We start from the raw sequence: 12,133 nt of genomic DNA, 5'->3' as shown, positions 1-12,133 counted from the left end.
GGGTAGAAGTTCTACAGAACGTAGAATATGGCGGTCGTAAAGCCGGGGATCAGCCGCGCCAGACGGTCACGCAGAGCAGCGGCGCGAGGAACACCGCCACGGGACCGCTCAGCAGCACGGCGGCCACGGCACACGCCGCGACCGCCCGCCACCGCGAACCCGGAGGGCGGACCCGCGTCAGCCGCTCCACCCGGTGCAGCACGGCCACGTCCGCGAGGGCGGGGGCGCCGCCGGCGCCCTCACCGGCCGGCACCGCCATGCGGACGAGCGCCTCGGCGAGCACCCGATCGCCGTACCGTCTCCGGGCGCGATCGTCGGCCAGCATCTCCAGCAGCGGCGGAACCGCCTGCCTGGCCACCCGGGCCCACGGCAGCCAGGGGAAGGCGCGAGCGCAGGCCAGGAACGGGAGCAGTGCCAGATCGTGCCGTCCCGCCGCATGTGCCCGCTCGTGTTCGAGCACCGCGCGCAACTGCGGCTCGTCCAGAAGCCGAAGCGCCCCACGGCTCAGCACCACGTGCGCGCGCCTGCCGGGCACACAGTACGCCGCGGGACGCGGGTCGGGGATCACGTACGCGTCGTGCTCGTCGAGGCGGTCGGCCACCAGGCCGACCATCAGGCGCAGCCGGCGCTGTTCGCCCGTGACCCGCACGGCCGTTCGTACGGTGTGGGCGAGCAGCCACGTCAGGAGGGTGGCGGACCAGGCCAGCGCGACGACCTGGGCGGGGCCCAGCCCGTCGAGGCCGCGGCCCGCGACTATCTGACGACCGAGGACGTGCGCGCCGTGGGGAAACACCGCGGCGAGGGGCGCGACGGCCACCACCAGCCCGACGCCCACGGCGGCCAGGCCCCCGGCGACGCCCATCGCCTGCCAGGTGAGCAGCGCCGCGCGCGGATGGTGCGACGTCCACCGCGCGGAGGCGAAGCGAGCCGCCGACCTTCCGTTCATCACGACGGGCAGCAGTGCGAGGCCGGCCGCCACGACCCACATGATCATCGGTGCTCCCCGACGTCGCGCCGGCCGTCCAGCGTTTCCCGGGGAGTCTTCCGCGGTGCCTCCCGCGGTGCCTCCCGCAGGGCTTCCCGCAGCGCCTCCGCCACCTCCGGGGAGACCGTGCCGACGAAACGGCTCACAGCCGCCTCGACGTCCTCCGCCTCGTCGAGCGCGGCGCGCATGGTCTCCGCGACGTAGCCGTCCCTGTCTCCCGTGGCGAAGTAGAGGTGCGCGCGGCCGACACGTTCGCGCCGCACCAGGCCCTTACGGGTCAACCGGACCAGCACGGTGAGGACCGTCGTGACGGCGGGACGCGAGTCGAGCTCCTGCGACAGGTCCTGCGCGAGCGCGCCGCCGGGGCGGCTCCACAGCGCCTCCATGATCGAACGTTCCAGGTTGCCCAGGCGCACCGCAAGCTCTCCGCCCACTTCGCTCTACGGGAAGACAGCAGGCTACCGCGCCCGCCTCCGGTCCCCCGGTCCTCCGGTCCGCCGGCGGGGCGAGATCACCCCGCCGCGCCCAGCTCGGGCTGCGACTCCACGCCGGTCATGAGACGCAGGAAGGACCTGACCCGGGTGCTCGCGGGGTCGGTGAAGAACGTGCGGGGCGGCTGCTCCTCCAGGATGTAGCCGCTGTCCATGAACAGGACGCGGTCGGCGACCTCGCGGGCGAAGGCGATCTCGTGGGTGACGATCACCATCGTCGTGCCCCGGGCGGCAAGGTCCCGCAGGACCTGGAGCACCTCGCCGCGCAGCTCCGGGTCGAGCGATGAGGTGGGTTCGTCGAGCAGGACGACCTCCGGGTCCATGGCCAGCGCCCTCGCGATGGCGACCCGCTGCTTCTGGCCGCCGGACAGCCGGGACGGGTACTCGTCGCGCTTGTCGGCGAGGCCGACGCGTTCCAGCAGCCGTTCGCCGACCTCGACGGCGTAGGGGCGGGGCAGCCGACGTACGGACAGCGGCCCCTCCACGACGTTCTGCAGCACGGTCATGTGCGGGAAGAGGTTGTACTGCTGGAACACCATGGCGGTCCGGATCCGGATGTCCCGGATGAGCCGGGCCCGGCCCCGGCCGGAGCCGCGCGCCGAGCAGTCGACCGTACGGCCGCGGACCGTGACGGTGCCGGCGTCGGGCCGTTCGAGGAGGTTGAGGCAGCGCAGCAGCGTGGTCTTGCCCGAGCCCGAGGGGCCCATGATGACGACGACCTCGCCGCTGCGCACCGAGAGGTCGACACTCTTCAGCACCTGGAGGTCGCCGAAACGCTTGTGGAGCCCATGCGCGTCGATCGCGTTCCTGTCCGTCATGCGTACGCCCTTCCCATGCGTCGTTCGAGTGCCGCCTGTCCGAGCGACAGTGCGGTGTTGATCAGCCAGTAGCCGGCGGCGGCGGCGACGAACGCCTCGACGTACCGGAAGGAGGAGCTGCCCGCGCTCTCCGCGACACGGGTGAGCTCGACGACCGTGATGGCCGAGGCGAGGGACGTGTCCTTCATCAGGGCGATGAACCGGTTGCCGATCGCGGGCAGGGCGGTCCTGATCGCTTGCGGGAAGATGATCCGGCCGAGCATGCGCCGGTAGGTCAGGCCCATCGAGTTCGCGGCCTCCCACTGGCCCTTGTCGACCGCGAGGATGCCGCCCCGGAAGTTCTCACTGAGGTACGCGCCCGAGTAGAGGGTGAAGGTCAGGATGGCCGACGGGATGGGCGGAATCCTGACGCCGAGCTGCGGCAGCCCGAAGTAGACCAGCATGATCTGGATGAGCAGGGGAGTGCCCCGGAACACCGAGACGTACGCGACCGCCGCGAGCCGGAGCGGCAGGACCGCCGAGATCCGGGCCAGCGCGACGACGGCGCCCAGACCCGAGCCGAGGACGAAGGACGCCAGGCCCAGGAAGAACGTGACGGCCAGCCCCTGCAGCAGTGCGGGCAACGGTAGAGCGAGAAAGTCCATCAGAGGCTCCTGTACGCGGGTGATGGGGTGGCCGGAGCAGTCGGGGCCGCCTTGTCCGCCTTGGCCGTCGGCAGGTCGCGCATCTCGGCCGCCATGTCGACGTCGCCGAACCAACGGTGGGAGATCGCCGTCAGCGTGCCGTCCGCGATCATGCCGTTGATCGCCGTGTCGACGGCGTCCCTGAAGTGCGGGGATCCCTTGCGGAACGACATGCCGAGGATCTCCCGGTGGAGCGCGGGGATCGCGGCCCGGACCGGCAGCGCCTTCCGCGTGGCGAGGTAGCCGCCCTGAAAGCGGGAGACGAGGGCCGCGTCGGCGCGTCCCTGCGACAGGTCGGTCAGTCCCAGCGTCGCGTTGCGGTAGGTCCTGACGTTCGCCCGTGGGATCGCGGAGCGGGCGAAGTCGGCCTCCGTGGTGCCCTCGGAGACGGCGATCCTCCGGCCGGCCAGGTCACCGACATCGACGATCGCCGTGTCTCCCGTCCGGACGAAGACGGCGACGTCGTTGACCGCGTAAGGACGGGAGAAGTCGACCTGTTCGCGGCGCCTGCTCGTGATCGTCTGCGCGGAGACGACGATGTCGAACCTGTCGGCCAGCACGCCGCCGATGAAGCTGGCGTAGTCGGAGCCGATGAATTCGACCTGCCCGATCCGCAGCCGCTTCGCGAGCTCCCTGGCGACGTCGACGTCGTAACCGGCGGGTCTGTCTGCGTCGTCGAGGAAGTTCCACGGCGGATTGGCCTCCGTCAGCGCGACGCGCAGGGTCCCGGAGGCGCGGGCGCGGGTCAGCACGTCTTCGGTGCCGGCTCCTGAGCATGCCATCGCGCACGCCAGCACGGGCAGGAGCAGAAACCTGGCGGCCCTCCGGCGGAACCGCATCTTCGCGATCATCGCGGCGCTCGCTCTGTCGGTTGGTTGCCCGGTCATGCGCGTCATCGGTTGGGGGAGAGGTAGTGGGGTCCGTGGGGGTCCGCGCAGTGACGGGGCTCGACGCAGTCGGCGGTATCGGCGACCGGCTCGTCCGCCCGATCGACCTGCAGCGTCGTGTGGGTGATTCCGTAGGAACGCGCGAGCAGATTCTGCAACCCGAGCCGGACCGCGCCGCAGTCGCCCGGCGGGCGGACGAACACGTGCGCCGACAAGGTGAGATAACCGGATGTGAGCTCCCATATGTGAAGGTCGTGCACCTCCGCCACGTCCGGCTGGGTGGCCAGCCGCGCGCCGATCTCTCCCGGGATGAGCCCGGCGGGAGCGGCCTGGAGGAAGATCCGCCCGGTCTCGCGGACGAGGCCGTAGCCCGCCTTCAGCATCAGGACCGCGACGATCAGAGTCGCGATGGCGTCGGCCCGCGGGTAGCCCGTCAGGAGAATGACCAGCCCGGACACCGCGGTCGCCACGAACGCGAACAGGTCGTTGAGGATGTGCTGGAACGCCCCTTCGACGTTCAGACTGGTCCGGTCGGCCCTGCTGAGCAGCCAGGTCGCCGCGACGTTGACGACGATGCCGACCAGTGCCGTGACGAGGACGAGCCCACCCTCGACCTCCGGCGGCCAGATGAGACGCCGCACCGCCTCGTAGAGGAACAGCCCCGCGAGCACGAGTAGGGTCGCCCCGTTGAGCTGCGCCGAGAGGATCTCGGCCCGCTTGAATCCGTAGGTGAACTCACCGCGTGGCGGACGGGCCGCGAGCGCCATCGCCACCAGGGCGAACGCGATCGAGGCGGCGTCGGTGAGCATGTGACCGGCGTCGGAGATGAGTGCCAGAGACCGCGCGACCAGTCCCACGACAAACTCGGCGGCCATGAACCCGAGGATCAGGGCCAGGGCCGCGGCCAGGAACCGCCGGTCCGCGTTGGCCGATACGCCGTGCCCGTGGCCGTGGCCGTGGCCGTGGCCCTGCCCGTGGCCGTGACCGTGACCGTGACCGTGATCGGGGTCATGATCGTGACCGTGATCCTGGTCGTGGTCGTGGTCGTGGTCGTGGTCGTGGTCGTGGTCGTGGTCGTGGTCGTGATCCGGCGTCCGCTCGGCGCGAGTCACCTGGTCGGACGCCGGGTGATGGTGAACCGTCATGATCAATACGCCTCCTGATCCCATTCGCGGCGGCCTGTCACAGCTGCGCGCCCTCTCGCCTCGGCTCCTCCACCACGCTCACCGGAGCCGCCTGAGAGATCGCGCGAGAGATCTCGGCACGGGTGGCCATGGCTCCGGCGCTCCGCTCCGCAGTCCGCCCGCTCTCCTCGTCCCCATGCGTCGCATGGGCGAAGGCAAGGAGGGTGCCCGCGGTGATGGACACGGCGGCGGCGATGGCGAGGTGTGTCCGGGAGAGCCGCCCGTTGCGCTGGCGGCTGCCGGCGAGCCGCATTCCGACGATCGCCGTACGGGACAGCACCCCGATGACCAGCCCGAGCAGAACCGGCACCCACTGCTCGGGCAACGGCCGGAAGGTCGCGAAGAGCACACCCACCGCGGGGCTGAGGCAGGCCACGACCAGCCAGGGAGCGAGACGCTGCCGGGCCATGTCCAGCAGGGCGGCCAACGCCAGGCCCTCACTCGCGGAGTGCACCGTCAGCGCGAGGATGATCATCGCTGACGCGGTCAGCGCGAGAGTCGCCCCCTCGATCGCCCGATGGAGAGTCAGGGCGGCGGCCGTACCCATCCCGCCGTAGAGCGCCGCGCCGACCGCCTCTTTCACCCGGCGATGCAGTCCCGGTGCGTGTTTCCCGGCGCGGGACTCCGCCGCATCGTGCGGGCATGCGCAGCCCTTCCGGGTGAAGTAGGTGATGACGGTGAAGCCGAGGACGGCGGCGAGTCCAACGGTCCACATCGGGGTGCGGCTCTCCGCCGCCTCGTGCCATGCGTCGGGCAGCAGGTCGACGAGGGCGGTGACCAGCATCATCGCCGAGGCGATCGCCAGCCAGATCGTCATACGCCGTGAGTTCCTGCGGGCCAGCCAGGCCCCCGCGAGGGTCGAGGCGCAGACCAGCACGACCGCTGCCCACGCCTCCTGCCCGGCCGGCTGCCGCTCCAACGCGGCTCCGATCGCCCCCGGCCAATCTGTCAGTCGCATCTGTACGGCTCCTGGGATCGAGTTGATGACGTCGTACGCGATGCCACGCAGCCCGTGGGTGACCCCCGGCTCGTGACGGACGTGGGGAATTCGGATCGCGGCCTAGAGCTGTGGAGCCGCCTCACGGGTAGAGGCGTCCGCGACCGGGCCGGGCGGTTCCCGCCCGTCCAGCAGGGCGAGCAGGTGCTCCGTGTGCTCGTGAAAGCACTGCCGCAGCACCGCGTCGAAGTCCGCGACGATCAGCCGCAGATCCTGAAGCCGGCGTTCCATGACCTCTCTGCGGGTCTCCTGCGCCTGACGCTGCAGCTCAGTGATCTTTTCCAGTGCGTCGCGCCCCAGGCCGTCGGCGCGTCGCCGCGCCTGCGCGACGATCGTTTCGGCCTCCTTGTTCGCCATCGCGACGATGCGGTCGGCCGCCTCCTCGGCGACCTCGACGATCCGGACGGCCCGGGCGCCCGGCGACGGAGCGGCCTCGAGGGCGGTGCAGTCCGGCGTCGAGCTCAGCCGCGCCTTCAACTCCTCGTTTTCACGTACGAGCCGGCTCAGTGCCGTTTCGACGCGCCCAAGGAAGCCGTCGACCTCCGCCAGGTCATAGCCCTCGCGCAGGCGGACGACGGAGAAGACCTGATTGCGCACGTCGCTGGGGGTGACGATCCGAGACGCCCCGCCAATGCCGCCGAACGGCACCGGGTCGCCCTCCAACACCTCCGTGTCGTGGCCGTGCCCGTGGCCGTGTCCGGCACCATGTCCGGTTCCGTGTTCGTTGTCGTGATCGTTGTCGTGCCTGTGCTTGCGTCCGTCTCCTGGCCCGTTTCCGGGCCTGCTGGCTCCCTTGAGCCCGTTGGGTCCGTTCCTGGGTCCGTGTTCGTGTTCGCCGCCCATGACCCGCTTCACCAACCCTTTCCGCCACTCGCCGGAATCATTGCCAGAGGGATGCAGCCATGAACGCGCGACAAACCGTGCGACATTTCCGATTTCGCCCCTTCGCCTAAGGCCCACCCGAGCGCCAGATCCCACGCCCACACCTGGGGATTCTCACCTCTAGTGATTCTCCGATTACCACTCGTTTACACATCTGAGCAACGGCTCAACTATTTCCTTTACCTTCCAGATCAGATATGCCATCAAATAGTGAGCGGCCTATCGAAATGCCATTTAAGGCGGAAATGTGGACAGAAACGCTCGGCCCGCCTCGCGTCACCGCATGCGGCCGCCATCCAGCCGACGCGCGGCGGACGAGACCTTCAGAGAACCTCAGTCTGAGAGTCGCTGGGAGGCTCCATGCCAAGGGCCGATATGGGCGTCCACCCGACGTCGCGCCTTGCCTATACCCGGCGCCTATACCCGGCGCCTATCCCCAGGCGTCTACCCCGGCAGCCCGTGCCCGGGCGCCTGCGTCCGCGTGTCGCGTATGGGGGCGGAGCCAGACCCGCGCGGAGCGGTCGTTGAACACTGCCGTATCAGACGATGTCACCATCAACGGAAGCACGACCGGAAGCACAGCCGGAGCCACAGCCACAGCCGGAGGCGCAACCACATCCGTCTCGCTCTTCGGCGAGCGTGCCGCCCAGCGGAGGCGGCGGGCAGCAGGCGTCGCCGCGCCAGGCTTCTCGTCCCTCCTTCACCGCCACCACGGCGATGACCAGCGCGGCGACCGGATCGGCCCAGGACCAGCCGAGGGTCGCGTTGAGCCCGAGGCCGACGAGCAGGATCGCCGACAGGTAGGTGCACAGGAGAGTCTGCTTGGAGTCGGCGAACGCCGAAGCGGAGCCCAGCTCGCGGCCCGCCCGGCGCTGGGTGAGCGACAGCAGCGGCATCACGACCAGCGACAGCGCCGCCAGGATGAGACCCGGTCGCGACGGCTCGGCCTCCCCGCCGCCCGCGAGCGCGCGAACGGCCTCGACGGCGACGTACGCGGCGAGCGCGAAGAACGAGAAAGCGATGACACGCAGGGCGATCTTCTCGCGGGCCTCGCGCGTCTCGTGCGTGCCCGCGGAGAACTGCCAGGCGACGGCCGCGGCCGAGGAGACCTCGATGACCGAGTCGAGGCCGAAGCCGATCAGTGCGGTGGATGATGCGTGCACGCCGAGGGTGATCCCCACGATCGCCTCGACCACGTTGTAGCCGATGGTGGCCGTGACCAGCAGCCGGATCCGGCGGACCAGCACCGTACGCCGGACCGGGGCGAGGCCGGCGGCCGGTGTCAACAGCACCCCTTCTCCGCGGCCTCCGGGCAGGTGCCGTCGGAGGCGACCGCGACGACGGCCCGGCGCAGGTCGTCGAGTGCGTGGGCCAGCCGTGGGTCGGCCAGCTCGTAGCGGACGCGGCGACCGACCGGTACCGCGACGACGAGGCCGCAGTCACGCAGGCAGGCCAGATGGTTCGACAACCGGGTACGTGAGACGCCCAGCGTGTCCGCGAGGTCGGAGGGATAGGCCGGCGCCTCGCGGAGAGCGAGCAGCAGCCGGCAGCGGATGGGGTCGGCGAGCGCTCGACCGAAGCGCGCGAGCATCTCGCCGTCGGAGGCGATGGTCAGCATGTTCGCCACGGTACAGGAATCATTGAATTCATAAAACCCTGAATTCAGGCTACTCGGGATCCGACGACCGCCACCGGTTCGCTCCCGGCGAGCCGCCCGGCCCGCCCGAGCAGGTGAACGGCGAGGGCGCCCGCACCGCCCAGGGCCGCCAGGGCGATCCAGGTGAGCACGCGCACCCCGGTGTCGAGCAGCGCCCCGGTCAGCAGGTTCCCCAGCGCGATGCCCACTCCTGCGACGGTGTTGTAGAGGCCGTAGTGCGTCGCCACCAGCCGCTCGCCGGACAACCGCACCACGGTGTCCATCTCGAACGGATAGCTCAGGGTCGTGCCGAACGTCAGCACCACCGCGCAGACCAGGATCGCCCCCACCCGCGCCGCCGTCGCGTCCGGCCAGAGCGCGGCGCAGAGCGCGGGAGGCACGAACGCCACCCCCATCGACGCGAGCCCCATTGAGATCGCGTACGGCGGAGCCCATCGCTCACGGGCCCAGCTCGTGATCCGCGACTGGCCGACGACCGCGACGGCGGCGGAGAGAGCGAAGATCGCGGTGACCGCCCCGGCGTCGCCCACCTCCAGCGGGAGCACGAGATAGATCTGGAACGACACGACGTACGCGCCGGTCATCGCCACGGCGAACAGCAGGAACGGCCGGTTGCCCACGATGGCCCGCCAGTCGCCGAGCACCCCGGCGGCGGCCACGGGCACGGCGTGGCAGGGAGGCAGCGCCCTGATCTGCAGCACGGTCAGCGCGGCGAACAGACCCCCAGCCACGAGGCATACCAGGCGGAAGTCCACCGCGACCAGGGTCAGGCCGATGAGCGGGCCGAGCAGCGTGCCCGCCTGGTAGAACACGTTGAACAGCGCGAACGCCTCCACCCGGCGGTCGGCCGCGGCATGGGCGAGGTAGGCCCGTACGGCCGGGTTGAACAGCGCGCCGGCGAAGCCGGTGGCCGCCGAGGCGACCAGGAGCGCGCCGAGGGAGTCGGCGAATCCGAGCAACACGAACCCGGACGTGCGCAGCAGGCACCCCGCGACGATGACGTTCTTGTATCCCAGCCGGTCGGCGAGTGTGCCGCCGAGCAGGAACAGCCCCTGCTGACTGAGGTTCCGCGCGCCCAGCACCAGGCCGACCGCCCACGCGGCCATGCCGAGACCATGGGACAGGTGCCCGGCCAGGTACGGCATGAGCATGTAGAAGCCGACGTTGATGGTGAGCTGGTTCACCATGAGCAGCCGGACGGCCGGGTCGAAGGAGAGCAGGCGCCGGAGCGTCACCCCGTCACCACCTTGGCGCAGCGGGTCCAGCGCGTGACCTCGGCGTCACCGGGATGCGCGATCTCCTCCGGTTCGGGCGCGGGCGGGCGGCCGAGCAGGTCGTGCCGCGCGCAGTAGGCGTCGTCGAAGACCGTGGTGAAGTAGCGGGCGGGGCCGTCGGGGAAGATCGCCACGATCCGGGTGCCGGGCCGCAGGGTGCGGGCGCACCATGCGGCGACGACGGTGACAGCGCCGACGCTCCAGCCACCCGTGGCGTAGTGGGTGGACGCGAGCGTGCGGCACGCCCACACCGCCTCGTGCGGCGCGACCCAGTGGACCTCGTCGAACGCCTCGTGGGCGACGTTGCCCGGATGGACGCTGCTGCCCAGCCCTCGCATGAGGCGGGGCCGTGCGGGCTGCCCGAAGATCGCCGAGCCGACGGAGTCGACGCCGATCAGCCGCATCTCCGGAAAACGCCGGCGGAGCACCCGGGCGATCCCCGCCGAGTGGCCGCCCGTGCCGACGCTGCACACCAGGACGTCCACCCGGTCGATCTGGGTGAGCAACTCCCCCGCCAGGCCGGCGTACGCGCCCGCGTTGTCGGGATTGTCGTACTGCCGGGGCCAGTAGGCCGCGGGCCACGCGCCCCGCAGCTCCGCCAGCCGCTCCAGGCGGGCCCGCTGCCAGCCACCCACCGGATGTGGCTCGGTCACGGTGACGACCTCCGCGCCGTACGCGCTGAGCAGCCGGTGGACGATGTCCTCCATGCCGGGATCGGTGACCACGGTCAGGGGATGACCGTAGGCGACCGCGGCCAGCGCCAGCCCGAGCCCGAAGGTGCCCGACGTCGATTCGACGATCCTGGCCCCCGGTGCGAGCTCGCCCCGCGCCCGCGCGCGTTCGACGATGTGCAGTGCCGAACGGTCCTTGAGACCGCCCGGGTTCGCGCCTTCCAGCTTCGCCCAGAAGCCGCGTCCCGCCGGGGCGAACGGCGCTCCGATCCGATAGAGCGGGGTGTCGCCCACGAGTGGGGCGGTGCCGGGTGTGCCGAGGGTGGATCGCAGGGCGGACATGGCGGGTCCTGAGCTCCTTGTGCTCGTCGCTGACGCTTCCGGACATGCGGACGGGCCGCGGTCCCGTACGGACGGCGGCTCGTCCCGCCTGTCAGCGACGACAGATCTCCAGGGTGCGCGTGAGCACCGCGCGGGCCCGATAGCCGCACGGCGGATCCCGTCCCGCCCGGCTCGCGGGGTCGATCGACGGCGGGCTCAGCGGCGCGATCTCGACATCGGGCCCGGCGAGCGGGGGCCCCGCGGCGGCGGCCGCCGCGCCGGGCACCGTGAACGCCACGGAATGCGCGGTCGTGTCGTCGCCGCCATTCCATGGGTGATCGGATTCGGACGCGATCGGCGGAGAACTCCTATGATCCGCGCCGCCATAAGGACTGCAGGCGTGAGACCAGAGATGGGCGACCGTGATGATTCCCAGCAGCACGACGGACCACGCCGCACAGCGTGGCCTCATGTCGATGTCGGAACGGCGAATCATGGCTGGTCAACGACGGTAGCACGGCGTAACGGACACGTGCCTGAGCGCAACGGCCACGAGAACGGCGGGCGTCGGGACACCACGCTCGCGGCTGACGGATCGCCCCGCGGCGATCTCCCGCGCCTCCGCGGCGCCACCCCCGGCGTACCGACGGAATACGGTAGGGGGGTAGGGTGTTGGCTCAGGAAAGGACGTGAGAGCGGGGCGGAGCGCGATGGCTGGGTACACGGACACCAAGGACGACCACCTCAAACGGCTGCGCCGGATCGAGGGGCAGGTCCGCGGGCTGCAGCGGATGGTCGACGAGGACAAGTACTGCATCGACATCCTCACCCAGGTCTCGGCCGCCGGCAGGGCACTCCAGGCGTTCGCCCTGGAACTGCTCGAAGAGCACATGGCGCACTGCGTCGCCGAGGCCATCGCCACGGGCGGCGCCGAGGCGGACGACAAGATCAAGGAAGCCTCCGACGCCATCGCCCGACTCGTCCGTTCCTGATCGATCGCACCGGAACACCGAGCAGAACCGAGGAGAGTCGTCATGACGACCGCCACATACACCGTCGCCGGCATGACCTGCGGCCACTGCGTCAGCTCCGTCAAGGAGGAGGTCGGCGAGGTGCCCGGAGTCACCGAGGTCGAGGTCGAGCTCGACGGCGGGCTGGTGACCGTGCACAGCGACACCCCCGTCGAGCCGGCCCAGATCAAGGCCGCCGTCGAGGAGGCCGGATACGAACTGGTCGGCTCCCACCCCGGCGACTGACGCCGGGCGGCACGTGGAAAGACGAAA

Annotated in this window: 16 protein-coding genes; 3 read left to right on the top strand and 13 right to left on the bottom strand. The window is 70.8% G+C overall.

Going from position 1 to position 12,133, the window contains the following annotated elements; all coding sequences use genetic code 11:
- Positions 1 to 49: 49 nt before the first annotated feature.
- The 6 genes from JOL79_RS20400 to JOL79_RS20375 all read right to left on the bottom strand — a co-directional run bounded on the left by JOL79_RS20400 (position 50) and on the right by JOL79_RS20375 (position 4,772).
- The gene (locus tag JOL79_RS20400) at positions 50 to 994 is read right to left on the bottom strand and encodes a M56 family metallopeptidase (RefSeq protein ID WP_210157461.1); all 945 of its coding nucleotides are present in this window, start codon (positions 992 to 994) and stop codon (positions 50 to 52) included.
- A complete protein-coding gene (locus JOL79_RS20395) occupies positions 991 to 1,401 on the bottom strand; it encodes a BlaI/MecI/CopY family transcriptional regulator (RefSeq protein WP_210157460.1) in 411 nt (136 codons plus the stop codon). The genes JOL79_RS20400 and JOL79_RS20395 overlap by 4 nt, the downstream gene beginning before the upstream one ends.
- 95 nt (positions 1,402 to 1,496) lie before the next feature.
- A complete protein-coding gene (locus JOL79_RS20390) occupies positions 1,497 to 2,294 on the bottom strand; it encodes an amino acid ABC transporter ATP-binding protein (protein WP_210157459.1) in 798 nt (265 codons plus the stop codon).
- Positions 2,291 to 2,938: an amino acid ABC transporter permease gene (locus JOL79_RS20385; RefSeq protein WP_210157458.1), complete on the bottom strand. Its 648-nt coding sequence runs from the start codon at positions 2,936 to 2,938 to the stop codon at positions 2,291 to 2,293. Before JOL79_RS20385 ends, JOL79_RS20390 begins: the two co-directional genes overlap by 4 nt.
- Positions 2,938 to 3,864 carry a transporter substrate-binding domain-containing protein gene (locus JOL79_RS20380; RefSeq protein WP_210157457.1) on the bottom strand — a complete coding sequence of 309 codons (927 nt, stop codon included), beginning with the start codon at positions 3,862 to 3,864 and terminating at the stop codon, positions 2,938 to 2,940. The genes JOL79_RS20385 and JOL79_RS20380 overlap by 1 nt, the downstream gene beginning before the upstream one ends.
- Before the next feature lie 5 nt (positions 3,865 to 3,869).
- A complete protein-coding gene (locus tag JOL79_RS20375) occupies positions 3,870 to 4,772 on the bottom strand; it encodes a cation diffusion facilitator family transporter (RefSeq protein ID WP_307848651.1) in 903 nt (300 codons plus the stop codon).
- A 36-nt stretch (positions 4,773 to 4,808) separates the two neighbouring features.
- On the opposite strand from JOL79_RS20375, the gene JOL79_RS35520 reads away from it, so the two are divergent.
- Positions 4,809 to 5,027 (top strand): hypothetical protein, encoded by a 219-nt coding sequence (locus JOL79_RS35520; protein WP_230985133.1) that lies wholly within the window; start codon positions 4,809 to 4,811, stop codon positions 5,025 to 5,027.
- Between the two features lie 19 nt (positions 5,028 to 5,046).
- On the opposite strand, the gene JOL79_RS20370 is transcribed toward JOL79_RS35520, so the two are convergent.
- From JOL79_RS20370 to JOL79_RS20340, 7 genes are all read right to left on the bottom strand, one after another.
- Complete coding sequence (locus JOL79_RS20370; RefSeq protein WP_210157455.1) at positions 5,047 to 6,006, bottom strand: ZIP family metal transporter; 960 nt, start codon at positions 6,004 to 6,006, stop codon at positions 5,047 to 5,049.
- 102 nt (positions 6,007 to 6,108) lie between these two features.
- Positions 6,109 to 6,711 carry a DivIVA domain-containing protein gene (locus tag JOL79_RS20365; RefSeq protein WP_210157454.1) on the bottom strand — a complete coding sequence of 201 codons (603 nt, stop codon included), beginning with the start codon at positions 6,709 to 6,711 and terminating at the stop codon, positions 6,109 to 6,111.
- 755 nt (positions 6,712 to 7,466) lie between these two features.
- Positions 7,467 to 8,216 (bottom strand): cation efflux transmembrane domain-containing protein, encoded by a 750-nt coding sequence (locus JOL79_RS20360; RefSeq protein ID WP_210157597.1) that lies wholly within the window; start codon positions 8,214 to 8,216, stop codon positions 7,467 to 7,469.
- Positions 8,210 to 8,545, bottom strand: a complete 336-nt coding sequence (locus tag JOL79_RS20355) for an ArsR/SmtB family transcription factor (protein WP_210157453.1) — start codon at positions 8,543 to 8,545, stop codon at positions 8,210 to 8,212. Before JOL79_RS20355 ends, JOL79_RS20360 begins: the two co-directional genes overlap by 7 nt.
- 44 nt (positions 8,546 to 8,589) lie before the next feature.
- Entirely contained in the window at positions 8,590 to 9,819 is a 1,230-nt protein-coding gene (locus tag JOL79_RS20350) for an MFS transporter (RefSeq protein WP_307848635.1), read from the bottom strand.
- The gene (locus JOL79_RS20345; protein WP_210157452.1) at positions 9,816 to 10,871 is read right to left on the bottom strand and encodes a PLP-dependent cysteine synthase family protein; all 1,056 of its coding nucleotides are present in this window, start codon (positions 10,869 to 10,871) and stop codon (positions 9,816 to 9,818) included. Before JOL79_RS20345 ends, JOL79_RS20350 begins: the two co-directional genes overlap by 4 nt.
- Positions 10,872 to 10,962: 91 nt before the next feature.
- On the bottom strand, positions 10,963 to 11,148 hold the full coding sequence (locus JOL79_RS20340; protein WP_210157451.1) for a hypothetical protein: 186 nt from the start codon (positions 11,146 to 11,148) through the stop codon (positions 10,963 to 10,965).
- A 412-nt stretch (positions 11,149 to 11,560) separates the two neighbouring features.
- On the opposite strand from JOL79_RS20340, the gene JOL79_RS20335 reads away from it, so the two are divergent.
- Both JOL79_RS20335 and JOL79_RS20330 read left to right on the top strand, forming a co-directional pair.
- On the top strand, positions 11,561 to 11,842 hold the full coding sequence (locus tag JOL79_RS20335) for a metal-sensitive transcriptional regulator (protein ID WP_210157450.1): 282 nt from the start codon (positions 11,561 to 11,563) through the stop codon (positions 11,840 to 11,842).
- Between the two features lie 42 nt (positions 11,843 to 11,884).
- A complete protein-coding gene (locus tag JOL79_RS20330; RefSeq protein ID WP_210157449.1) occupies positions 11,885 to 12,106 on the top strand; it encodes a heavy-metal-associated domain-containing protein in 222 nt (73 codons plus the stop codon).
- Positions 12,107 to 12,133 lie beyond the last annotated feature (27 nt).

The sequence above is a fragment of the Microbispora oryzae genome (genome assembly GCF_017896165.1).
Taxonomy (GTDB): domain Bacteria; phylum Actinomycetota; class Actinomycetes; order Streptosporangiales; family Streptosporangiaceae; genus Microbispora; species Microbispora oryzae.
The sequence above is the reverse complement of the archived record's forward strand: the minus strand, read 5'-3'. Positions and strand labels throughout refer to the sequence as shown.

What these genes read in the sequence shown, in the direction of transcription:
- JOL79_RS20400 (WP_210157461.1), bottom strand. Translation starts at nt 994, where the DNA reads ATGATCATGTGGGTCGTGGCGGCCGGCCTCGCACTGCTGCCCGTCGTG.
- JOL79_RS20390 (WP_210157459.1), bottom strand. Translation starts at nt 2,294, where the DNA reads ATGACGGACAGGAACGCGATCGACGCGCATGGGCTCCACAAGCGTTTC.
- JOL79_RS20385 (WP_210157458.1), bottom strand. Translation starts at nt 2,938, where the DNA reads ATGGACTTTCTCGCTCTACCGTTGCCCGCACTGCTGCAGGGGCTGGCC.
- JOL79_RS20380 (WP_210157457.1), bottom strand. Translation starts at nt 3,864, where the DNA reads ATGACCGGGCAACCAACCGACAGAGCGAGCGCCGCGATGATCGCGAAG.
- JOL79_RS20370 (WP_210157455.1), bottom strand. Translation starts at nt 6,006, where the DNA reads ATGCGACTGACAGATTGGCCGGGGGCGATCGGAGCCGCGTTGGAGCGG.
- JOL79_RS20355 (WP_210157453.1), bottom strand. Translation starts at nt 8,545, where the DNA reads ATGCTGACCATCGCCTCCGACGGCGAGATGCTCGCGCGCTTCGGTCGA.
- JOL79_RS20345 (WP_210157452.1), bottom strand. Translation starts at nt 10,871, where the DNA reads ATGTCCGCCCTGCGATCCACCCTCGGCACACCCGGCACCGCCCCACTC.
- JOL79_RS20335 (WP_210157450.1), top strand. Translation starts at nt 11,561, where the DNA reads ATGGCTGGGTACACGGACACCAAGGACGACCACCTCAAACGGCTGCGC.
- JOL79_RS20330 (WP_210157449.1), top strand. Translation starts at nt 11,885, where the DNA reads ATGACGACCGCCACATACACCGTCGCCGGCATGACCTGCGGCCACTGC.